The following is a 20,994-nucleotide window of genomic DNA, read 5'->3' on the forward strand; positions in this document are numbered from 1 at the left end:
GCGTGATCTGACACGGTGCCAGGCAGGACGGCCGAACGGATCACGCCCTCCGCGCTGCACTGGAGGCGGGGCCCAGTGAACGGCTCGGCTCAGTTCAACCGCTCCAGCCGCCGGCCCCGGCTCTCCGCGACTCGCAGGGCGTCGTCGAGGGCCTTGGTCAAGCACTCGGCGAGGAAACGGAGTTCGCCGGGCGGGGTGTCCGGCAGGATCTCCCGGGCATGGTCGAGGAGTTGGCCACCCATACCGAGCTGAACGGACTCCGTGGCATCGGCCAGTCGGGAGAGCGGCCCGTCGCCGTCGTCGGTGATCAGGTAACAGGGCTTGCCCCCGGAACCGGTCCAGGGCAGCAGACGCGGCGGCTGGGTCACGCGACCTCCAGCCCGTGGATCCAGTAGGGGCCGGGCATGTCCTGCCCCAGCGTTGCCAGCGCCAACTCCCGGTGCCACTCCCGCTGTTCATGGGCGACCAGGTATGGCCGTACGGCTCTGGCGGCGGTGGCATCGAGGGGCGTGTCGAGCCCGTACGGGCTGCGGTGGCGTGGGAGGGGCAGAGGCTGGGTCGGCCAGGGGACGGCGGGAGATGTCGGGTCCGGTACGGGTTCCTCGCCAGGAGGGAAGAGCAGGAGGCCCACCCAGGTGGCGAGGCGGCGGATAAGGTCGGTCACGTCATCAGCTCCAATTCAGCTGGCGGCCATGCCTCGGGGCGGCTGCAACCGTCGCCGAGGCTTTCGCTTGGCTAGGTATACCGCAGTCTACCGCGGTCGCGCGGTCTACCGCAGAGTTTTAGCGTCAACCGCATGACCCCCGAGCTTGACCGCACCCGCCCTGTCTGGCGCCAAGTGGCCGAGGCCATCACCGCCCGGATCGCCAGCGGCGAGTACCCCGAGGGTGCCCGCGTGCCGTCCGTCGTCGAACTCTCCACCGAGTTCGGCATCGCGACCTCGACAGCGCAGAAGGCGTTGGCCCACCTCAAGTCCGAGGGACTCATCCGAGCCGAGGTCGGCCTCGGCTCCTTCGTGGCGAAGCGCCCCGCCGAAGAAACCGAATCGCCCGCATAGACTCGTCCGGAACCAGCCAGAGCACGTCACCGGTCCGGCGCTGTCGGCGGCGAAATCCTGGGATTGCCGTCCCGGGTCCCGCATGATCACCATGTGAGACGTGTACCGATGTGGCTGGGACCGCTCTATGCGCTGCTGGTCGTGACGTTCCTGGCCTGGTACCTCGCAAGCGGCCACGCAGCCCGCAAGCTGGTCACCGGAGTCTCCGCATTCACCGCCCTGCTGGCCGTGCTCCCCGCGCTGAGGGACGTACTCCGCCTCGGTAGGACGGCACCGGAACCTGTCCCCTCTGTGAACCAGGTCGCTGACGGACTCGCCCATGGGGTGCGCCAGCAGTGGGAGGCTGAGGCGCAGGTACGCCGCCTCAACGACCCCTTCCCGCTGCCGGTCGAATGGGTGGCGGCCGACGCGGACCTGGTCGAGTCATGGTCGCACTTGAGGGAGCTGGTGGGGGACTGGCCAGGCCAGCCCCCTGCCAACTCCGCCTGGGCTGTCAGTGCGAAAGGGTTGGCCGGCAAGGGAGGCGAAATCGCCCGGGTCTTCGAGGGCGTCCCCACCGGCCGCCTGGTGGTCCTCGGCGAGCCCGGCGCCGGGAAGACCGTTCTACTCATCCGCCTCCTCCTGGCCCTGCTCGAACACCGTCCGCCCGGCGGCCCCGTCCCGGTCCTGTTCCCCCTGGCCTCATGGGACCCGGCCCGACAGGACCTGTACTCATGGATGGCCGACCAACTCACTCGAGACCACCCCGGCCTGCAGACTCCAGTCCCCGCCGATACCCCACAACCCAGCCCAGGCACCCAGGCATGCGCCCTGCTTGAGCAGCGGCTGATCCTGCCCCTCCTCGACCGCTTGGACGAACTCCCCGAAGCCGTGCGCGCCCGGGCCCTGCAGGCCATCAACCAGGTACTACCAGCCAGGCAGCCGCTGGTGCTCTCCAGCCGCATCGCCGAGTACCGCCGCGCTCTGACCCCACCAGCGGGGACCACCGTGCTCCTGAACGGAGCCGCAGGCATCCGCCTCCTTCCACTGGATCCCGCGAAAGCGGCCGCCTATCTGGAGCGCGACGCCGGCGGCCCGGGCACCGGGGCCGCCGCACGCTGGAGCCGGGTCACTGCCTCGCTGGGCACCGGCATCCCCGCCTCCCAGGCACTGAGTACCCCCCTCGGACTGTTCCTGGCCCGCACCATCTACAACCCCCGCCCCGACGAGCACCTCGTCGACCTCGCCCACCCCGACGAACTCCTCGACCAGGCCCGCTTCCCCTCCCGCGCGGACATCGACACCCATCTGTTCGCCGCCTTCATCCCCGCCGCCTACCGCCCCCATCCTCTTCACCCCACCCGTTGGAGTCCCGAACGAGCCCAGCGCACCCTCACCTTCCTCGCCCGCCACCTCCAACACACCCTCGACGGCACCCCCAACCTCGCCTGGTGGCAACTCCCCAAAGCCCTCCCCAAACACGGAGTAGCGATCGCGGTCGGCCTCACCGCCGGACTCATCGGCGGGCTCGCGGGCGGGCTCGGCTTTGGGTTCCCGTTCGGGCTCACCAGCGGGTTCACATATGGACTCAGCGCCGGACTCACCAACGGGCTTCTGTTCGGGCTCCCGTGCGCAGCGGGGGCGGCATTGATCACCTCGTCCGCCAAAGACAGAAACCCGAGTTCAGGGATCCGCTGGAGCTGGAGGGGGAAATCCTGGCTCATTTTCGGGCTCGCGGCCGGGCTCGGGTTCGGGCTCGTGACCGGGGTCTGGAATGGGCTCGCGATCGGGCGCGACTTTGGGCTCGCGATCGGGCTCACGAATGGGCTTGCGGCCGGGCTCATGGGCGGGTTCATGGGCGGGCTCAGGTCAGTACACCCCGACCTGGACAAGGCAGTGGGACCAGGCGCGGTGCTGGCTCGGGACCGCCGCACCTTCTCGGTCATGACGCTCGCGGGCGGGCTCACAGGGGTACTCGCACTCGCGCTCGCGCTAGTCATCGTGCTCGCGCTCGCGCTCGGGTACAGGGTCAGCCTCCCGACCGCGCTTGCGTTCGAGCTCCCGCAGGGACTCGGGTACGGGCTCCCGTTCGGACTCATGCTCGGAGTCGTTCGGTCGGTGTGGTTGGAGTTCCTGATAGCACAGGTCGGATTGGCGGCACTGGGGCGCGTGCCCTGTCATTTCATGAGTTTCCTGGCCGACGCCCACGAGCGGCGAGGCGTACTGCGACAGGTGGGAGCCGTGTACCAGTTCCGCCACGTCGACCTCCAGCGCCATCTCGCGGGACGCCGACCTTGAACGGACTCCGTTGCGTCGGCCAGTCGGGAGAGCGGCCCGTCGCGGACGTCGGTGATCAGGTAACAGGGCTTGCCCCCGGAGCCGGTCCAGGGCAGCAGGCGCGGCGGCTGGGTCACGCGACCTCCAGCCCGTGGATCCAGTACGGGCCGGGCATGTCCTGACCCAGCGATGCCAGCGCCAACTCGCGCCGCCACTCCTGCTGTTCATGGGCGATCACGTATGGCCGTACGGCTCTGGCGGCGGTGGCGTCGAGGGGCGTGTCGAGCCCGTACGGGCTGCGGTGTGCAGGAGCGGTGCGGGCCTCAGTTCCGATCGGGCTCGCTGATGGCCGGGACCGTCCGACCAAGCCGCTTACCGTGCAAAGCGGCAAGGTCGACGCCGTAACCGGTCGCAGGGGAGGACACCGTGAGCGCGAGCAGGTGGGTCAGCACCTCGATGCCGTATCTGACGCCGCGCGAGAAAGGCCAGGGCGACGCCTGGAGTGAGGACGCGGCAGGCCAGGGCCGGCGCGGGTCTCAGCGCATCCTTCATGCCGGAGAGGTGTCCGCCCCTGCCGACGTGCCGCGGCTGTTCGGGATTCCGGAGGGAGAGCCGGTCGTCGTACGGCGACGTCTGATCCTTCTCGACGACGAACCGAACGAGCTGACCGACACCTACTACCCCACCGGCATCGCCCGGGGTACCGGACTCGCGGACAAGGCCAAGATCCCCGGCGGAGCCGTCACCCTGCTGGTACGGCTCGGGCATGTCGGCGTCCTCGTACGCGAGGACGTGACGGCCGGCCTGCCCGAGGAGGAGGAACAGCAGGCACTGCGCATGGCACCGACAGAGCCGGTCCTACGGCTCACCAGGCTCACCCTGGACCACGACGACCGGCCGATCCAGGTCGACCGTATGGTGATGCCCGCGCAGAGACAGCAGTTGCGCTACGAGATCAGGATCGGATGACCGTGCCCAAGGCCGAACCGGACGCCCACGACCGCCGCTCGCTGCACGAGCGCATCGCTGCCGACCTGCGCGACGACATCATGAGCGGCGAGCTGCGGCCGGGAGCCAACCTGCCCTCGACCGCACAGCTCAGGAACCGATTCGACGCTTCGAACGCCACGGTCCAGAAGGCGCTCCAGCTCCTCAAGGACGAAGGCCTGGTGGTCGGGCGCGCAGGTGCGGCCGTGACGGTCCGGGAGCACCGGCAACGCACGGCACACCCAGCCGCCTCCCTGGCACCGGCCGCCGCCGGAGAGGCGTACCCCTGGCTCAACGAGGCGGAGAAGCACGGCGCGGACGCCCACATCACCCTCCTCGACGTGGCAGAGACCCGCCCACCCGCGGACGTCCGCACCGCCCTCGGCCTTCCGGAGGACAGTACGGTCCTGCTCCGGAGCCAGATCCTGCTGGTCGACGACGAACCGGCCGAACTGGTCAAGTCCTACTACCCCTTGGACATCGCCCGGGGCACGCCACTGATGGAACACCGCAGGATCAAGGGCGGGACTCCCGCACTCCTGACGTCACTCGGCCATCCGGCCCGCCGGAGCGTGGACCGGGTCTCGGCCCGCGTGCCCACGCAGGAACAGTTCCAGGCGCTACGCCTGCCCAGCAGCCTGCCCGTCCTGTGCACTCTTCGTGTCGTCTACACGGACCACGGACGTCCCATCGAGGTGACGGCCATGGTGAAAGCCGGGCATCTCTACGAGTTGCAGTACGAGTTCACGCCGGAGTGACGGGACGGGACTCGTACTGCACCTCGCCGCTTACAGGCCGCAGCGACCTGTTCGCTATTCGCCCTTCGGCCCCGCCTGCTGCACCACCTCGAAGGACCACAGGGTGGAACCGCTGGCCGCCGGCTTGGGGCGCTCGGCGCCCTCGCCGCCGCCCTGGTGCGCGGACTTCATCGGGCCCTCCATCCACGCCTGGAACGACTCCTCGTCCCGCCAGCGCGTGTAGACGAGGTAGGTGTCGGTGCCCTCGACGGGGCGCAGCAGCTCGAACCACTCGAAGCCGTCGGAGTTCTCCACGGCGTGGGCTCGCGAAGCGAACCGCTTCTCCAGGACCTCCCGCTGCTCGGCGGGCACGGTCAGCACGTTGATCTTCACTACGCTCATGGGTCCATCCTGCCTCGGCTCCCCCTGTCCGGCTCAGGCAGGTGGGTTCGCCCGGGCCGGGGAAAGCTGAGCAGGCGGCCCACCTCGGTCAGGGGGTCGGGGTCGGCGGGGTGGCCGGATGGGCGGGACGCGTCGGAGGAGGAGTCCGCCGACGAGGAGGAACCTGTGGAGCGTGGAGGCGAGCCCAGGGAGGCGTCGCCCCGGCGTGGCGGTGGAGGAGCGGTGGCGGAAGGCGAGGGGCCGTAAGGGCGGACCGCTCTCGCGTGTTCCTCCCAGCCCATGCGGTACCACTGGAGGTGGGACCGCTGCAGTTCCTCGTCCGTCAGGATGCGGACGCCCTCGGCGCCGGCCTGCCGTATCTTCTCGCCGAGTTCGATCAGCAGCGCGCCCAGCAGTTGGTCGATCCGGTCCGCATCGCTCGCCATCCGCGCACTCCTTCCGCTACGAACCGCCAGAACCGCCCTCCGGCAGGAACTGCCGGGCCACCTTCGCGAACAGGCCGCGCAGATCCTCCGGGACCCCCATCCGCCGGGCCGCCTCCTCCGGGCTGATCCGGCCCGCCGGCGGACAGCTCCCGCCCGGCACCGGCTCCAGCGGCAGGTCCTCCTCCGACAGGCGTCCGGAGCGGATCAGCATGTCCCGCAGCGGTACGCCCAGCACGCCGGCCAGACGGCGCATCGTCTCCAGGTCCGGCATGCTCTGCCGCTGCAGGAGCCGGGTGACTGCCGCCCGGTGCACCCCCGCGTCGTCCGCCAGCCGGGACTTGCCACCGCCGCGCGGTCCGTCGATGACGTAACCGCGCTGCCGCATCAGGTCCTCGACCCATGCGGCGAACTCCTCGAGTCCGTCGGTGCGTTCCAGGCGCTCCATACGTGGGCTCGACGCCATGCTCCGCTCTCCCCTCGTCGAGGGAGCAGGGTACCGATCGCGCGCGCACATGTTCGGTGCGCGCACGCGCGCAAGGAGCTTTCACACCTTCACCTCACCTTCGAACCTTCGAACACATGTTCGCACACCGCGCGCCGAGAGTGCACGCACCGCCGGAGAGTCGGCACTAAGGGCGACCGACACATCTCATTCCGTCACACTGGCACCGCTAAACGCTTGCGCTCGCGCTCGCACGGTGTCACGCTGGCGATCGTTCGCACGTGTCGAACAAATATTCCATTTGCTTTGGGAGGCACCACACGTGACCAGCGAACTCGACTGGCGCAGGGCTGCGGCCTGCGCAAACCTTCCACCCCGCCTCGTCTTCACCCGGAACCCCTCCGACGCCCGCCGTACGTTGCGCGCATGCAATCAGTGTCCGATCCGGCGGGAGTGCGAGGCCATAGTGGATCCGGCGCACAACTGGTTCGACGGCGTCAGCGGCGGGCGGCTGTGGCGCAACGGGCGGGTGGTCGCCGTATGAGCAGTACGAGCCGTATGAGCAGTACAAGCTGTACGAGTCGTATGAGTCGCATGAGTCGTACGGCTGTCCCGGACGCCGGAGCCGCCGTGTGGATCGGCTCGCTCCTCAAGCGGTTTCCCGAACTCGTCGCCGAGCTGGCGCCCGCAGCCCACGGGGGGCTGCGGGAACGGCGCGGCGGCGGGGCCGTCGGGGGTACGACCGCTCCCGTGCGGCTGCACGTCTCCGATGCCCTGCGCGACATCACCGACGGTGTCGTCGAGCTGGAGGAGGCCGTGCGGGAGCGGCTCGGTCTGCGGTCCGTGCCACCCGCCCCGGTGCCGGTGCGGCTGCGCCGGATCGCCGGGCTGCTGGAGCGGGTCGCCGCCGACCCCGTCCTCGCCGCGCACGTCGAGGACGAGACCCGGCGCATGGCCGCCCGCTGCGCCCGCACCCTCGGCGACCCCGAGCAACTGGTCCGGCTGCCCGGGCGCTGCCCCGCCTGTGACTCGGTCTCGCTGCGGGCGTTCCCGGAGCGGGCCGAGGTGCGGTGCGTGAACCCCGCCTGCAAGGGCCATGACACGGAAGCGGAAGCGGAGGTCGCCTCGTGAACACCCCTCTCATCACCGCCGAGTTGGCCGCCGCCGAGGCCGGTGTCAGCCCGGCCACCATCCGCAAGTGGGTGCAGCGCGGGCATCTGCGGCCCGCCGGCACCCAGGGCAGGCGCCAGCTGTACCGGCTGGAGGACGTCTTCGCCGCCGAGCGGGCGACGTACCGCGCCCGCGCCGGTCGCTGACCACTCGTCGACGAGGCAGTCGCACGCGCACGCACCAGGGCCCCGCCGCACGATCGCGGCGGGGCCCTCGCGCGTCCCAACTACCCCTGAAACAACGTCAGTTGCAGGATCTGCGCCACCCCGTCACACTGAATGCAGCGGCAGAGCTGCGCCCACATCCCGGGCGGCGGACCTGCCGCTTTCTGCTGCCCGGAAACCCGGGCCCTTCTTCCCGCATCACCACGTATCTCCCCGAAGGGAGCGTCCATGTGGCGATCCTGAACTTCCCCGACGTGGAGCGGCTGGTCGTCGACTTCCTGAAGAACCGGACCGAGATGGCCGGGACCACGGTCGACAACCGGCCGCCCGCCGGGTTCGACGGCACCCAGCAGGTCGTCCTCGTCTCCCGCGCCGGCGGCGCCTGGATCGACGACCTCCACCTCGACCGTCCGCTGGTGGACCTGGAGGTGTACGGGCCGGACAAGACCACCGCGCTCGTCACGGCCAACGCGGCCCGCGCCTGCGTGCTGGAACTGCCCGGCACGCAGTACGGCACCGCGCTCGTCACCGACGTGGACGAGGCCGACGGCCCGCGCTGGCTGCCGGACTACAACCGGCCGGCCGGCAACCGCTACCTCGCCACGCTCCGGCTCTCGATCCGCCCGGCATGACCGACCAACACTGAGGAGTACACATGGCAGGCTTCAAGAACGCCGAGATCCGCATCGCCGGTACCGGCAACGTCTGGTGGGCCCCGGCCGGGACCACCGTCAAGGAGACCACCGCGCTGGCCGCCCCGTGGGTCAACCTGGGCTTCACCTCGTCCGACGGGGTCAAGTTCAACAAGAAGGACAAGAACGACCCGGTCGACACCTGGCAGTCGATGGCCCCGGCCCGCTTCATGCTCTCCGACCGGGATCTGACGCTGAAGTTCCAGCTGCTGCAGATGAACAAGGACACCTTCCCGTTCTACCTGGGCGTGCCGTCGTCCTCGATCGTCGCCTCCGGGTCCACCACCGAGACCACCGCGCAGAAGATCGACATCTCCGGCGCCCCGGGCGGCCAGGACCAGCGCGCCCTCGCCATCGACTTCACCGACAACAACGGCACCAAGGACCTGCGCTACCGGCTGGTGATCCCGTACGGCGCCGTCTCCGAGGTCGAGGAGCTGTCGCTGAGCCGGTCGGGCGCGGTCAAGCTCGGTGTCACCTTCACCGCGCTGTCCGGTGACGACCCGACCAAGCCGCTGGCCACCTGGCTGGTCAACGACCCGGCCGCGCTGGCCTGATCGCCGTACCCCCCGCTGTGTGCCCGGCGTGTGCGCACACGCCGGGCTCGCGCCCCACCTCACCTACAGGGAGCCCCACATGACCGCCTTCGACGTCAACGCCGCCCGCGCCCAGCGCCTGGAAGCCCTCGGCCGGGACTGGTCCTTCGCCCTGGACGGCGACCGCTTCACGCTGCCGACCGAACTCACCCGCACCACCGCCCGCAAGCTGCGCGACCTCGACGACAACGACGTGGACGGGCTGCTCCGACTCCTGCTGGGCGAGGAGCAGTTCGCCCGCTTCGAGCAGCACGACGTCACCATGCAGGACATCGCCGCGATCCTGGAGACCTACGGCAAGGAGACGGGGCTCGGCCTGGGGGAAGGCTGAGCCTCGGCGCGCTCGTCGATGAGCACGCCGAGGCCCTGGAGGCGGACCTGCTCCGCCACTACGGCGTCGACCTCCTGGACTGGCACCGCGGCCGGCTCACCTCGCGCCGGCTCGCGGTGCTGGTCCGGCATCTGCCGCGGGACAGCGCGCTGCTGCGCGAGCTGCACGGGGAGGCCGCGGAGTGGTCGGTGACGGACCACCTGCTGGCCGCGGCGGTCGATCAACTCGCCGAGGCCAACTGGATGTTCGCGACGGTCAACCGGGACGAGGACAGCGAGCCGCCGGAGTATCCGCGGCCGGTACCGCGACCGGGGCAGGCGCCGGACACCGAGGACGAGGCCGGCCCCGAACAGCGTGGTGACGCCCTGCCCTCGCTCGGGGAGATCCATCGGTTCTTCGCCTGAAAAGGGCCGACTTCTCAGATGTAGGAGATCCCTGCCAGCAGAAGCAGAACCGTAGCGATGCCGCCGACGATCCACGGGACGATGCCGCTGGTGCAGTAGTAATGCGTGCCGTCAACTTCGAAATTCAAGCGAAGAGTGACCAGGCCCTTCGCGTCACGCGCCTGGTTCACACATGTGGCACGGGTGACGACTCCCCTGCGCCGGAGGGTTTCCCCGCGCCAGATGAAAAGAAGCGCACCGGCCAGCGAAGGTACTCCGAAGAACAGGATGTCCGGTACCCAGTCACGCAGCCCACCGAGCACGATCCCTCGCCTCCCCATCTTCGAAACCGTCGTCACACACGCCGCGCGAGAGGTGTCACAGCAGGTTGAACACTCCAAGGGCAGCCGTCCCGGCGCCGATCACCGTTGCGGCCAGCGCGACCGGCCAGAGGCGGACTCGCGGAAACCTGCCCGCGGGATAGAAGAACAGCTGGTAGCCGGGATCGAAGTCTATGAGAATGTGCTCCCCCGGCGAGAACTGTGGATCACTGAATCCGCGTGGGGTTCCAGAAAAGTCCCGGGAAGCGGAACCGGACTTCGCGTCAACGGGCGTGAATCGGTACGAGATTCCCGTCGACAGCTTGACGGAATCACGGATCTCGACCTCCTGCGTGAGGGGGTCAGAGGTAGGAGATCCCCGTCAGCACGAGCAGCACGCTCGCGATGCCGCCGACGATCCACGGGACGATACCCCGGCCCAATTCCGACGCCATTTGCCCGAACGAGGGGTGCACGGGGTCGTAAATGACGTCCACCGTCTGGCCGATTCCCGCCGGAGGAAACGTGTAGTGCTGGGTCGTGATGGCGTACTGCGCGCCATCGACCTCGTACTGGAGCCGCAGAGCCACTTCCCCGTCCTTGTTCCGGCCCTGATTGACGCACCGGGCGCGAACGGTGACTCCCCGGCGCCGCAGCGCTCCGTCACGCCAGATGAACAGGATCGCCCCGGCCAGAACTGGGATTCCGAAGATCAGGACAGCCGGCCCGTATTCGCGCAGCCCGTCGAGCACGTTCCCCACCCCTCCAGCGTCACCGGCACCTCAGCCGTCACGAAACCTTAGGCCATGCGCCCACCCCATCGGAAGCAGGAGGAAAGGTGACCAATCGCACCAATGAAGAGGTCTACGAGAAAGTCGTCGAAGTCAAAACGCTCCTGGCCGGCCGACAGGACACCTGGGTCACCAAAGCGCACTTCGACAAGGCGATCCAAGGCCTCGGCAAACCCGCAGGCGGCAAAGGGGACGAAAAGAAGAAGGAGGAGGACAAGCCGAGCCTGGTGGAGCAGCTCTCGCCGCTGACCGGCCTGTCCGATGTCATCGGCAACCTGCTCAAGAAGGAATGGCTTCCGGCCACCGTCGCGGTAGTGGCGACCCTCGGCTTCAACAAGCTCCTCAACTGGGATGTGCTGGGGAAGAAGCTGCTGGACCGAATCGGCCTGGAACTGAAGAGCGAGAAGTTCTTGGGCGTGGGCTCCGCCCCGAAGCCGGGCGGCCAGGTGGCGGTCAGTCAGATCGACGTGGACCGCCTGAAAAGCATGCGCAGTGCCGCCGTCGCCCTCACGCGGTCGCTGAGCGATCTGCACAAGGAGGCCAAGCAGGCCGCGTCCCAGATCGCCTGACCCCCCGATCGGGCCGGTACCTCCGGCTCAGGAAGGAGCTTCCCGTGTCCCTTGCCAGCAGCCTGGCCACGGCCACCCAGTCCCTCGCCCGCTTCCGCAGTGCCGCCACACAGGCGTCGTCGTCCGCGCGTCAGCTGCACAGCGCCGCCGCGCAGGGCGGGAAGAGCATCGACTCCATCAAGTCCGCGTCCAAGGGGGCACAGGGCGCCCTCGGCGCGTCCGTGACCTCGACCGGCAAGTTCAAGACCTCCCTCGACCACCTCAAGTCCTCCTCCAACAACGCCAAGAACGCCCTGCGTGACGTCAAGCGGCAGTCCGACGCCGTGGAGAAGTCCGTCGGCGACGCCGGCAAGAAGGCGACGACGAGCGGGACCTCGATGAAGGGGTTCGGTACGGGGCTGAAGGGAGCCACCCTCGCGCAGAAGGGGCTCAACACCGCCATGAAGGCGAACGCCTTCGGGCTGATCATGACCCTGCTCGCGCCGCTCATCTCGCAGTTCATCAACATGGACAAGATCTCCGCCGCCCTCGCCAAGGGCGTGAAGTGGGCCTGGAACGCCATCTACGGGGCCATCAAGAACCACGCCGGGCCGATCAAGTCCGTCATGAAGGGCATCATCAACGCCTTCACCGCCCTGCCCCGCGCCTACATCAGCGGCCTCAACGCGATGATCGGCGCCCTGAACCGCATCCATGTGAAGATCCCGGGCTGGGTGCCCCACTTCGGCGGCCGTGAGTTCGGCATCAACCTGCCGATGCTGCCCAACATCCCCGCGCTCGCCCAGGGCGGCATCGTGCCCGCCCGCACCGGCGGCACCCTCGCGCTGCTCGGCGAGGCCGGCGAGTCCGAGGCCGTCATCCCGCTGTCGAAGCTCGACCGGGTGCTCGGCTCAGGCGGCGGCCTGTACCGCCTGGCCGCCGCCGTGGAGCGGCTCGCCGAGCGGCCCGTCGTCGTCCAGGTCGACGCGCAGACCATCGCCCGCGCCGTGTTCCTCGGCCAGCGGCAGCTCGCCCGCCGGTGACAACCGGCCCTCAACAAGGAGGAGTTCATGGGCAACCTCTGGATCGGCCCGCCCGGCGCCCTGTACGAGATCGACCGGGCGGCCAAGTCGTTCGAGCGCGCCGCCGACCTCGGCGTCACCGAGTTCAAGGCGCTCTCCGGCCGGATCACCCTCACCCGCACCGCGCCGCCCGTCCGCCGGGTCAAGCTGAGCTGGGACATGCTGGAGCCGCAGACCGCGCGCGTCCTCGACCGGCTCGCCCGCCGTGTCGACGGCGGCGGCAACGGCGTCGGCCCGCTCGTGCTGATCGACCCCGCCGCCGGCAACGTCCTGGAGCCCGCGCAGGCCACGGGCCGGGGGCCGGCCGGGGCGAGCGGGCTCGCGCAGTGGTTCAGGGTGTCGGCCACCGGAGCCGTCACGGAGACCACCCCCGGCGTCTTCGCGTTCACCGCCGCCGACGCCACCGGCCAGGTCGCCTGGCGCTGCGTGCCGTGGAGCGGGAACTTCCCGGCCGCCGCCGGGCTGCGGGTGTCCTTCCGCGCCCCGACCGCGTTCGCCGCCCTCGGCACGGTGTCCGTCGGCATCGACTTCAAGAAGGCCGACGGGACGTATCTCAGTTCGACGTCGACGACGGGGCCGTACGTGACGGCCACCGTGCCCGCGGGCGCCACCCACCTCACCCCCACCGCCAAGACCGGCGCCGCCGGCGCCTACTCCCTCGCCGGCGCCTGCCTGACGTACGGCGGTGACGGCGCCGCCGACGACGTCCCCGGGGACGGGCTGCCCAAGCTGGCCGTCACCGGCTACTCGGACACCCCGGGCCGCCCGCTGCCGTACCGGAACGTCGGCGTCGACCTGGTGGAGGTGACCGGTGCAACGGGCTGACCAGACGACGAAGAACGCCCTCGCGGCAGGTGAGCGCACCGTCACGCACACCACCCGGCTGGGCGGCCGGGACGTCTCCGCGCAGGTGCAGTCCTGGCAGGTCGAGCGGTCGTACGCGACCGACCTGCCGGCCGCTATGCGCGCCTTCTCGGGCAGTTCGGCCGCCCAGCTCACCCTGCAGCTCGGCGGTGACGGCACCCAGCCGGCCCCCGCGCTCTACTCGCCGTGGGCGCCGCACGCCACCGGCGACCTGGCCCGCCCCGGCCAGACCGTCGTGCACGAGGCGGGCGTGGGCGGCGGCGGCACGCTGCCCGTCTTCCGCGGCACCCTGCGCAACCGCAGCGCCGCCTCCGGCACCGACAGCGTGCAGCTCACCGCCCTGGACGGCGCCGAGCGGCTGCGCGCACCGGCCGAACTCCCGCGCCCGTACACGGGGTTGTACTGGGGCCGGCCGGTCGCCACCGCCACCTGGTGCGTCGACGAGCTGCTGCGCCAGGCCGGGATCCTCACCTCGCCCCCGCCCCGCGCGGACCGGTTCACCGCGGGCCAGCCGCTGAGCCTGGTGCACGCCACCCTGCACGGCGGGTTCGCGACCCCCTTCGGCATGCCGGAGGACCTGCCGGACCCGCGCCACTACACCTGGTCGCGGGCCGGTGCGCCGTTCGAGATGGCGCTGGTGCCCAAGGGGCTGCCGCCCGGCGAGAGCGGGGTGACGGCCTCCTGGTTCCCGCGCAGCCGGGTCACCGTGCCGGGCAGCCGGCTGTTCGTCGAGGCGTGGGTGAACAACGCGGTCGGCATCGGTGACACCGTCCGCCTGGACGTCGACCTGAACCGCACCGGCACCGGGGTCGGCACGCTCTCCCTCGCCCTGGACTTCGTCAAGGGGCAGGCCGTCGTCTGGTCGCTCAGCAGCGATGTCTCCGTGCCGGGCAGCGGTCTGGTCTGGAGCGACAACGGCACCGCGATGAAGACGCAGCGGGGCGTGTGGCACGTCGGCGTGTTCCTCGACCTGACCACGGTCAGCGGGAGCAGCGCGCTGCCCGTCGTCCGCCCGGTCATGACCGCCCCGGACGGCACGACATGGACCGGCGCCACCGGGTCCTTCACGCTCACCAGCGGACCGCAGCCGGTCTCCGAACTGCGCAAGGTGCGCCTGGTGACCACCATGGCCGTGGAGAACGTACAGGTCACCAGCGGTCTCGCGGCGGTGCCGTCGGCGAGCGAGTTCTCCCAGGCCGGCACCTGGACGAAGACCGGCGAGCTGGACGAGGCGATCCTGCCGCTGCGCACGGTCCCCAAGGTGTCGGGCTCGCAGTGGGAGGCGCTCGGGCAGATCGCCAAGGCGAGCATGTCGACGGCCGAGCTGGACGAGCGCGGCCGGTTCCGGTGGCGCAACTTCACCCGGTTCGCGACCGTGCCCAAGGAGGCCGACCTGACCCTGACGTCGGTGCGGGACATCGCCGCGCTCACCGTCACCGAGGAGATCGACGCCTGCCGCAACTTCTGTGTGCAGCCCGCCAAGGACTACGGCGCGGTGGGGCTGGTCGCCGGGGACGCGGTCGTCGACAGCCTGGTCCGGGAGATCCCCGGCAGCGGCACCCTCACCGTCTCGTACACCTTCGGCGAGGACGAACTGGACATCGGGCCGCCGGACACGGACGACGACAGCGTGATCTCCTCCGGCTCCAACTTCCGGGTGTCCGCCTCGCGGGCGGCCGGGGCGCCGGCGATCAAGGGCGCGGTGGACGCGATGGTGCGCCGCGAGGACGGCACGATCGTGCTGCGGCTGACCAACCGCACCGCCCAGACGCTGTACACGGTCACGCAGAAGGGCGAGCCGTCCATCCGCATCGTCCCGCTCCGGCCGGACAAGGATCCGGTGGAGCGGCAGGCGGTGTCGTACGTCTCCGGCTCGGCGAGCGAACGCTGGTACGGCCGCCAGGAGTTCTACGGCGACGCCAGCGACTGGGTGCAGGACGTGACGGCGGCGCGGCAGCTGGCGGACGCGATGCGGGCCGCGGGCGAGTACCCGGTGCCCGTGTTCGGGGACGTCCAGGTGCTCTACGACCCGCGGATCCAGCTCGGCGACGTCGTACGCCTCGTGGACACCGCCGGGGCCGCGCTGGACACGCTCGCCTGGGTCGTGGGCATCACCACCGCCGCGTCCCCGGAGGGCGGGGTCCAGCAGACCCTCAGCCTGCGCGGAGTCCGCGCGAACGACGTCCCCCAGGACACCGGCCTCACCCCGGACACCCCCGCCCTGCCCTCCCCGGCCCCGGCCGCCACCTACGCCGACGTCACCAGGACCTACGCCACCCTCGCGGACCTGCTCGTGGCCAACGCCACCTGGAACGACGTGAAGGAGACGGCACTTGCCTGAATCCACGCCGGGGCCGGTGCCGGTACAGCCTCCGTCCGCCCCGCCCGACCTTCAGGAGCCCCCACATGTCTGAGACCCCGCCCGAGCCACTGCCCGTACAACCCCCGCCCGAGCTGCTCGCCGAGCTCGCCGAGGCCGCCGCGCCCGGTCCCGATCCCGATGAGGCGCCGCCGGCCGCGGATGACGGCCTGCTCACGGTCGTCGTCGACGGTCCCGTCCAGTCCGCGCTCGTACCCGAGGAGCCCGCATGAGCACCCAGTACACCCCGCTGAGCAGCCTTCCCTACCCGCAGGCGACCGACCCGGCCGATCTGCCCGCCCACCTCAAGGCGCTCGCCGACGCGCTCGACGGACGTACCGTGCTGCGCTTCGCGGACGCCGCCGCGCGCGACGCCAAGGTGACCAGCCCGGTCGCCGGGATGCTCGCCTGGATCGGCACCCCGGGCCGGCTGATGTACTACACGGGTTCGGCCTGGGTGCCCGCCGCCCCGAGCCCGGTCTACAAGATCAACCTCGATGCGGGCGACACGACCACGGCGACGTACACCGAGACCCTCAACAACGCGGTCGGCGACCCGATGGCGGCCTCGTTCACCGCACCCGCCTCCGGCCAGGTCCTCGTCACCATCGGCGGCTACCTCTGGTCGTCGGTGGCCAACTACTCCTCCTTCATGTCGGCCAACATCCGCAACTCCTCCAACACGGTGGTGCTGGCGGCCGACGACAACCGGGCCGCGCTCCTCAACAGCACCTCCAAGGCGTCGGTGTCCGCCCAGTTCCTGGTCACCGGCCTGACCCCGGGCGCCACCTACACCGGCACCCCCGCCTACCGCTCGGGCGCGACCACCAACACGGCCAACTTCGACAGCCGGTTCATCCGCATCGACCCGATCCCCTAGAACCACCGGGAGATCCGCCCATGGCAACACCTCTGTCCGCCGACGCCTTCGTCCGCGCCCTGCGCGACGAAGGCGTCGCCCTACGCGAGCACGCCGACTGGCGTACCCACAACCGCAACCACAAGGGCCCCTGGGGCCCGGTCCACGGCGTGATGCTGCACCACACCGCCGGCACCGACAGCCTCCGCCTGTGCCGGGACGGCACCGCGGCGCTGCCCGGCCCGCTCTGCGTCGGCCTGGTCACCAAGGACGGCACGGTCCACCTGGTGGGCTACGGCCGCACCAACCACGCCGGCGCGGGCTCCACCGCGGTCCTGGCCGCGGTACGCGCCGAGCGGACCCCGCTGCCCGCCCCCGGCCCGGACGCCGTGGACGGCAACTCCTGCTTCTACGGCTTCGAGATCGAGAACCTGGGCACCGGCCGCGACCCGTACCCGCCCGCCCAACTCGCCGCCGTGGAACGCCTGTCGGCGGCCCTGTGCCGCGCCCACGGCTGGTCCGCCGCGAGCGTGGTCGGCCACCGGGAGTGGACCCGCCGCAAGATCGACCCGTCCTTCTCGATGCCGGGCATGCGCACCCGCGTCGAGGCCCGCCTGGGCCTGCGCCCGGTGCCGTACGAACCCTTCCCGGGCGCCGCCTACTTCGTGCCCGGCCGCCGCGGCGCCCTGGTCACGGCGGTCGGCGAGCGCCTGGTCGCCGAGGGATGCGGACGCTACGCGGTGGGCCCCGGCCCGGTGTGGGGCGAGGCCGACGTCCGCTCGTACGCCGCGTGGCAGCGCAAGCTCGGCTACACGGGTGCCGCCGCCGACGGGGTTCCGGGCCGGGCGAGCTGGGACCGGCTGCGGGTGCCGCGCACGAGCTGAGGAGGCCGACCGATGACCGACGCCACGCGCCGCACCCTCCGGACGGCCGTACAGACCCTCGTCGCCCTCGTACCGCTGCTCGCCGGGGAACCCGCGGCCCGCGACGCCCCCGCGGTCGCCGGCGTGGTGGCGGTCGCCGCCGCGCTGACCCGCCTGATGTCCCTCCCGGAGGTGGAACGGCTGCTGCCTTCCTGGCTGCGCGGGGAGGAGTGCGAGAAGGCGTCCGAGAAGGAGTCGCCGTGACCACCCGTGAAGCGGAAGGAGTCGCCCTGGAACTCGAACGCCTCCGCCGCTCGGTCGACGTCGGCTTCGCCACCACCCGCGGTGACCTGGCCCTCCTCCTCCAGCGCGCCGACCAGACCGACAAGACCCTCGGCGACCACGAGGACCGCCTCGACGCCCTCGAACGCACCCGCTGGCCCCTGCCGTCCCTGGCGGCACTGACCTCGTGCGCGGCCCTCGCCCTGACCCTGTGGGAGGCGGCCCGCAGATGACCCGCCCCGGCGCCCCCTGCCCTCCCCGGCAGGGGGCGCCGCCGCGTGACCGATCCCGCACCCCCCGCCCCTTACCCCGCCACTCGAACACGTGCATCATTGCGAGGTTGTTGGGCGAGGCTGCTGACGAGGTGAACGGTGCGCGTGCGAAGAGGCGGGATGTCCACGGCGGCCCTCTGCGGCACCCTGCTCCTCGCCGCCTGCGGCCCCACCGCCCCGGACGCCGGCCACGCCACCCCCACCCGCATCGCCGACGCCCCCGCCCGGCTCCCCGTCCCGCACGGCAAGGGCAGCCGTACCCCCGACGACTTCAACGGCGACGGTCACCGCGACCTCGTCCTCAATGACCTGGTCAAAGAGCAGCGGCACGCCGACGACGCCGGCATCGGGATCGTCTACGGCGGCCCGCACGGACTCACGCCCGGCGCCCGGCAGTTGCTCAGCCCCAAGAAGCAGGCGGCGCCCACCAAGGGGCAACTTCCCGCCGTCTTCGGCGCGGAGGAGAGCTGCGACCTGGACGGCGACGGCTTCACCGACCTCATCGTCTCGACCGACCCGCCGTACGACGGCCAGGGCCGGCCCCCGGTGCCGTTGCAGATCCTCTTCGGCTCCCCCGCAGGCCTGACCGGCCGCGCCGTCAAACTGACCGTCCCGGACCGGGCCCGCTTCGGCAACGACTGGCCGGACCAGCCGGTGTGCGGCGACTTCGACGGGGACGGGAAGAAGGACCTGGTGCTGCACGCGTCCGGGGGCAGGCTGTCGTACCTGCGCGGCCCGTTCAGCCGAAAGGGCGCCCCGCGCGCGGCCGGCGCACCCCTGCCCTCTCCCGGCGAGGTGCCCACCGGCCCCGCGGCCGACGTCGACGGCGACGGCTACGACGACCTGGTCGTCCGTACGGCGGAAGGCACCGGAACCTCGGCCGTGGTCCTCGGCGGCCCCGCCGGCCCGACGCGCACCGGAGCCGTCCTGCCCACCGGTGCCGACGTCGCCCTGGGCCGCTTCGGCAGGGGCAGGGCGCTGGACGCGGCGGTCGGGGGCACGGGGGAAACGTCCCTGCGCTACGACCTTCCGGCGGCCACACGGGCCGGCCTCGCCACCCCGGGCTCGATGCTCGACGCCGCCGACTTCGACGGCGACGGCCGCGACGAACTCGTCTCCAGCGCCTCCCGGCTGCGCCTCTTCCGCGCCGGTACGGCCGGCCTGTCGACGAAGGGCGCGCTCACCGTCGTACCGCCCGCGCCCGGCACGACCCGCGTCCTCGCGGCCGGCGACTTCGACGGGGACGGGCGGGCGGACCTGGTGGTGCGGACGTACCGGGGCGAGACGCGGGACACGGTCGCCGTGTACCGGGGGACGAAGCGGGGGCTGCTCGAAGCGAAGCCGGCGGTGACCTTCTCCAGCTCGGCGTTCCTCGCGCCGTAGCCGTCGCCCCTCAGGTCACAACAGTCTCAAGAATTTACCGAACTCCTGTACAACCCTTACGCCCCGACGCCGGTCTCCTGATCGCCGAACGCTCCGTGAACCGCGGGACAACCCGCGGCGAACACGGACGTTCGCACCCCATCGACTGCGGGATGCCCCGCCAGGCATCCCCCCGCATGCCGCAGGAGAACCAGCATGCACACGCACCGCCGACTCGCCCTCGCGACGGCCACCGCGGCCGCGCTGACGGGCGGTCTGCTCACGTTCGCCGGCTCGCCCGCCACGGCCGCCGACTCGGTCAAGGTGGCCAAGGCCGACTTCAACGGCGACGGCATCGGTGACGTCGCCACCTCGGCGGCCACCGCCTACGTCAGCGGCCTCAAGAACGCCGGCCAGGTCGTCGTCCTCTACGGCACGTCCACCGGCGTCTCCTCCGCCCAGCGCACCACCCTCAGCCAGAACAGCTCCGGCGTCCCGGGCACCGCCGAGGCCGGCGACTCCTTCGGCGCCGAGCTGGCGTACGCCGACTTCAACGGCGACGGCTACGACGACCTCGTCGTCGGCACCCCGTACGAGAAGGTCGGCACCGACACCAACGGCGGCGCCGTCACCCTCCTGTGGGGCTCCGCGAACGGCCTCACCGGCAAGGGCGTCGACGTGCCCGACCCGGCCGCCGGCTCCCACGACTACTGGGGCAAGGACCTGGCCGCCGGCGACTTCGACGGCGACGGCAAGGCCGACCTGGTGGTGGGCAGCTCCTCCGCCACCCTCTACCTCTACAAGGGCGGCTTCAGCAGCACCGGCACCGCGGGCAGCCGTACCACCGTCACACCGCCCATCGAGTCGGGCACCAACGACTCCCCGTTCGGCCCGCTGAACCTGACCGCCGGTGACGTCAACGGCGACGGCCGCACCGACCTCGTGGTCGACGGCTACGAGACCAGCACCCAGTACGGCTGGAACACCAACTACTGGCTGCCCGGCACCGCGAGCGGCCTGAGCGGCTCCTCCGCCAAGACCCTCAAGTCCGGCATCGTCACCGCCATCGGCGACATCAACGGCGACGGCTTCGGCGACATCGTCAGCGGCGCCGACTGGGACACCACCACCAGCGACGGCACCAGCATCCCGAACTCCTCCAAGGGCGGCCGGGTGAACATCACCTACGGCACCGCCTCCGGCCCCGGCTCGACCGCGGCCGTCAGCCAGGACACCGGCAGCGTCCCCGGCACCGCGGAGAAGGGCGACGGCTTCGGCTGGGACCTCGACCTCGGTGACATCAACGGCGACGGCTTCCAGGACCTCGTCGTCAGCAGCCCGAACGAGGACATCGGCGGCGTCACCAACACCGGCCTGGTCACCGTCCTGTACGGCTCCGCCTCCGGTGTGAACACCACCACCGGCGGCCAGTCCTTCGCCCAGAGCACCGCGGGTGTCCCCGGCGGCGACGAGAAGTCCGACCTGTTCGGCGCCGACGTCAAGCTCGACGACGTCACCGGCGACGGCAAGGCCGACCTGGTCGTGGGCTCGTACGAGAACGGCGGGGACGGCGCGATCACCTACCTGCCGTCCAACGGCACGAAGATCACCACCAGCGGTTCGCGTGCCTTCGGCGCGAGCACCGTGGGCGTCTCGACGACCGGCACGCCGCAGTTCGGCGCCGTGTTCGCCGACTGACCCGCCGTACTCCCACCAGCCGGGCCCGCAGTCGTGCGGGCCCGGCCGCACG

General features: G+C 71.1%; 30 protein-coding genes. 22 read left to right on the top strand and 8 right to left on the bottom strand.

Going from position 1 to position 20,994, the window contains the following annotated elements; all coding sequences use genetic code 11:
• Window positions 1-89: 89 nt before the first annotated feature.
• Together BEK98_RS08915 and BEK98_RS08920 are read right to left on the bottom strand one after the other, a co-directional pair.
• Entirely contained in the window at window positions 90-368 is a 279-nt protein-coding gene (locus tag BEK98_RS08915; protein WP_244201799.1) for a hypothetical protein, read from the bottom strand.
• Window positions 365-664: a hypothetical protein gene (locus tag BEK98_RS08920; RefSeq protein WP_094215872.1), complete on the bottom strand. Its 300-nt coding sequence runs from the start codon at window positions 662-664 to the stop codon at window positions 365-367. The genes BEK98_RS08915 and BEK98_RS08920 overlap by 4 nt, the downstream gene beginning before the upstream one ends.
• 132 nt (window positions 665-796) lie before the next feature.
• On the opposite strand from BEK98_RS08920, the gene BEK98_RS08925 reads away from it, so the two are divergent.
• Both BEK98_RS08925 and BEK98_RS08930 read left to right on the top strand, forming a co-directional pair.
• Complete coding sequence (locus BEK98_RS08925) at window positions 797-1,057, top strand: GntR family transcriptional regulator (RefSeq protein WP_094215873.1); 261 nt, start codon at window positions 797-799, stop codon at window positions 1,055-1,057.
• A 93-nt stretch (window positions 1,058-1,150) separates the two neighbouring features.
• Window positions 1,151-3,334 carry an NACHT domain-containing protein gene (locus BEK98_RS08930; RefSeq protein ID WP_143684091.1) on the top strand — a complete coding sequence of 728 codons (2,184 nt, stop codon included), beginning with the start codon at window positions 1,151-1,153 and terminating at the stop codon, window positions 3,332-3,334.
• Between the two features lie 112 nt (window positions 3,335-3,446).
• Here BEK98_RS08930 and BEK98_RS08940 read toward each other — a convergent pair whose 3' ends face one another.
• Window positions 3,447-3,680, bottom strand: a complete 234-nt coding sequence (locus BEK98_RS08940) for a hypothetical protein (RefSeq protein ID WP_244201800.1) — start codon at window positions 3,678-3,680, stop codon at window positions 3,447-3,449.
• Window positions 3,681-3,739: 59 nt separating this feature from the next.
• On the opposite strand from BEK98_RS08940, the gene BEK98_RS08945 reads away from it, so the two are divergent.
• A complete protein-coding gene (locus BEK98_RS08945) occupies window positions 3,740-4,282 on the top strand; it encodes a GntR family transcriptional regulator (RefSeq protein ID WP_094215876.1) in 543 nt (180 codons plus the stop codon).
• The gene (locus BEK98_RS08950; RefSeq protein ID WP_094215877.1) at window positions 4,279-5,058 is read left to right on the top strand and encodes a GntR family transcriptional regulator; all 780 of its coding nucleotides are present in this window, start codon (window positions 4,279-4,281) and stop codon (window positions 5,056-5,058) included. Before BEK98_RS08945 ends, BEK98_RS08950 begins: the two co-directional genes overlap by 4 nt.
• A 54-nt stretch (window positions 5,059-5,112) precedes the next feature.
• Here BEK98_RS08950 and BEK98_RS08955 read toward each other — a convergent pair whose 3' ends face one another.
• From BEK98_RS08955 to BEK98_RS08965, 3 genes are read right to left on the bottom strand one after another with little or no spacing between them, the layout of a single operon-like run.
• Window positions 5,113-5,439, bottom strand: coding sequence for an antibiotic biosynthesis monooxygenase family protein (locus BEK98_RS08955; protein ID WP_094215878.1), 327 nt, complete (start codon window positions 5,437-5,439; stop codon window positions 5,113-5,115).
• Window positions 5,436-5,864: a hypothetical protein gene (locus tag BEK98_RS08960; RefSeq protein ID WP_094215879.1), complete on the bottom strand. Its 429-nt coding sequence runs from the start codon at window positions 5,862-5,864 to the stop codon at window positions 5,436-5,438. Before BEK98_RS08960 ends, BEK98_RS08955 begins: the two co-directional genes overlap by 4 nt.
• Window positions 5,865-5,880: 16 nt before the next feature.
• Window positions 5,881-6,327, bottom strand: coding sequence for a helix-turn-helix domain-containing protein (locus tag BEK98_RS08965; RefSeq protein ID WP_244201801.1), 447 nt, complete (start codon window positions 6,325-6,327; stop codon window positions 5,881-5,883).
• A 49-nt stretch (window positions 6,328-6,376) separates the two neighbouring features.
• Here BEK98_RS08965 and BEK98_RS08970 point away from each other — a divergent pair, with 49 nt between their 5' ends.
• The 7 genes from BEK98_RS08970 (at window position 6,377) to BEK98_RS09000 (ending at window position 9,663) form a co-directional block, all read left to right on the top strand.
• Window positions 6,377-6,850, top strand: coding sequence for a WhiB family transcriptional regulator (locus BEK98_RS08970; RefSeq protein ID WP_094215881.1), 474 nt, complete (start codon window positions 6,377-6,379; stop codon window positions 6,848-6,850).
• Window positions 6,851-6,900: 50 nt separating this feature from the next.
• Window positions 6,901-7,437 carry a hypothetical protein gene (locus BEK98_RS08975; protein ID WP_143684092.1) on the top strand — a complete coding sequence of 179 codons (537 nt, stop codon included), beginning with the start codon at window positions 6,901-6,903 and terminating at the stop codon, window positions 7,435-7,437.
• Window positions 7,434-7,622: a helix-turn-helix domain-containing protein gene (locus tag BEK98_RS08980; RefSeq protein ID WP_094215883.1), complete on the top strand. Its 189-nt coding sequence runs from the start codon at window positions 7,434-7,436 to the stop codon at window positions 7,620-7,622. Before BEK98_RS08975 ends, BEK98_RS08980 begins: the two co-directional genes overlap by 4 nt.
• Before the next feature lie 314 nt (window positions 7,623-7,936).
• Entirely contained in the window at window positions 7,937-8,272 is a 336-nt protein-coding gene (locus tag BEK98_RS08985; RefSeq protein WP_306459774.1) for a hypothetical protein, read from the top strand.
• Between the two features lie 23 nt (window positions 8,273-8,295).
• Window positions 8,296-8,889: a phage tail tube protein gene (locus BEK98_RS08990; protein ID WP_094215885.1), complete on the top strand. Its 594-nt coding sequence runs from the start codon at window positions 8,296-8,298 to the stop codon at window positions 8,887-8,889.
• A 79-nt stretch (window positions 8,890-8,968) separates the two neighbouring features.
• Window positions 8,969-9,259, top strand: coding sequence for a hypothetical protein (locus BEK98_RS08995; protein ID WP_094215886.1), 291 nt, complete (start codon window positions 8,969-8,971; stop codon window positions 9,257-9,259).
• Between the two features lie 116 nt (window positions 9,260-9,375).
• Window positions 9,376-9,663, top strand: coding sequence for a hypothetical protein (locus BEK98_RS09000; protein WP_425276598.1), 288 nt, complete (start codon window positions 9,376-9,378; stop codon window positions 9,661-9,663).
• 14 nt (window positions 9,664-9,677) lie between these two features.
• Here BEK98_RS09000 and BEK98_RS09005 read toward each other — a convergent pair whose 3' ends face one another.
• Window positions 9,678-9,965 (bottom strand): hypothetical protein, encoded by a 288-nt coding sequence (locus tag BEK98_RS09005; RefSeq protein WP_143684093.1) that lies wholly within the window; start codon window positions 9,963-9,965, stop codon window positions 9,678-9,680.
• A 359-nt stretch (window positions 9,966-10,324) separates the two neighbouring features.
• Window positions 10,325-10,714 (bottom strand): DUF3592 domain-containing protein, encoded by a 390-nt coding sequence (locus BEK98_RS09010; RefSeq protein ID WP_094215888.1) that lies wholly within the window; start codon window positions 10,712-10,714, stop codon window positions 10,325-10,327.
• Window positions 10,715-10,800: 86 nt separating this feature from the next.
• Here BEK98_RS09010 and BEK98_RS09015 point away from each other — a divergent pair, with 86 nt between their 5' ends.
• The 11 genes from BEK98_RS09015 (at window position 10,801) to BEK98_RS09065 (ending at window position 20,942) form a co-directional block, all read left to right on the top strand.
• Entirely contained in the window at window positions 10,801-11,322 is a 522-nt protein-coding gene (locus tag BEK98_RS09015) for a hypothetical protein (protein WP_094215889.1), read from the top strand.
• Between the two features lie 44 nt (window positions 11,323-11,366).
• A complete protein-coding gene (locus tag BEK98_RS09020; protein ID WP_244201802.1) occupies window positions 11,367-12,344 on the top strand; it encodes a hypothetical protein in 978 nt (325 codons plus the stop codon).
• Between the two features lie 27 nt (window positions 12,345-12,371).
• Window positions 12,372-13,208: a hypothetical protein gene (locus BEK98_RS09025; RefSeq protein ID WP_094215890.1), complete on the top strand. Its 837-nt coding sequence runs from the start codon at window positions 12,372-12,374 to the stop codon at window positions 13,206-13,208.
• Window positions 13,195-15,588, top strand: a complete 2,394-nt coding sequence (locus tag BEK98_RS09030; RefSeq protein WP_094215891.1) for a hypothetical protein — start codon at window positions 13,195-13,197, stop codon at window positions 15,586-15,588. Before BEK98_RS09025 ends, BEK98_RS09030 begins: the two co-directional genes overlap by 14 nt.
• Before the next feature lie 65 nt (window positions 15,589-15,653).
• On the top strand, window positions 15,654-15,839 hold the full coding sequence (locus tag BEK98_RS09035) for a hypothetical protein (protein ID WP_094215892.1): 186 nt from the start codon (window positions 15,654-15,656) through the stop codon (window positions 15,837-15,839).
• Window positions 15,836-16,486: a hypothetical protein gene (locus BEK98_RS09040; RefSeq protein WP_094215893.1), complete on the top strand. Its 651-nt coding sequence runs from the start codon at window positions 15,836-15,838 to the stop codon at window positions 16,484-16,486. Before BEK98_RS09035 ends, BEK98_RS09040 begins: the two co-directional genes overlap by 4 nt.
• Before the next feature lie 20 nt (window positions 16,487-16,506).
• Window positions 16,507-17,349: a peptidoglycan-binding protein gene (locus BEK98_RS09045; protein WP_094215894.1), complete on the top strand. Its 843-nt coding sequence runs from the start codon at window positions 16,507-16,509 to the stop codon at window positions 17,347-17,349.
• Between the two features lie 12 nt (window positions 17,350-17,361).
• Entirely contained in the window at window positions 17,362-17,592 is a 231-nt protein-coding gene (locus BEK98_RS09050; protein WP_094215895.1) for a hypothetical protein, read from the top strand.
• On the top strand, window positions 17,589-17,843 hold the full coding sequence (locus BEK98_RS09055) for a hypothetical protein (protein ID WP_094215896.1): 255 nt from the start codon (window positions 17,589-17,591) through the stop codon (window positions 17,841-17,843). The genes BEK98_RS09050 and BEK98_RS09055 overlap by 4 nt, the downstream gene beginning before the upstream one ends.
• A gap of 159 nt (window positions 17,844-18,002) precedes the next feature.
• Window positions 18,003-19,265 carry an FG-GAP repeat domain-containing protein gene (locus BEK98_RS09060; protein WP_094215897.1) on the top strand — a complete coding sequence of 421 codons (1,263 nt, stop codon included), beginning with the start codon at window positions 18,003-18,005 and terminating at the stop codon, window positions 19,263-19,265.
• Between the two features lie 195 nt (window positions 19,266-19,460).
• Window positions 19,461-20,942: an FG-GAP and VCBS repeat-containing protein gene (locus BEK98_RS09065; RefSeq protein ID WP_094215898.1), complete on the top strand. Its 1,482-nt coding sequence runs from the start codon at window positions 19,461-19,463 to the stop codon at window positions 20,940-20,942.
• The last annotated feature ends 52 nt before the right edge of the window (window positions 20,943-20,994 follow it).

This window comes from Streptomyces diastatochromogenes, from assembly GCF_002242805.1.
GTDB classification, from domain to species: domain Bacteria; phylum Actinomycetota; class Actinomycetes; order Streptomycetales; family Streptomycetaceae; genus Streptomyces; species Streptomyces diastatochromogenes.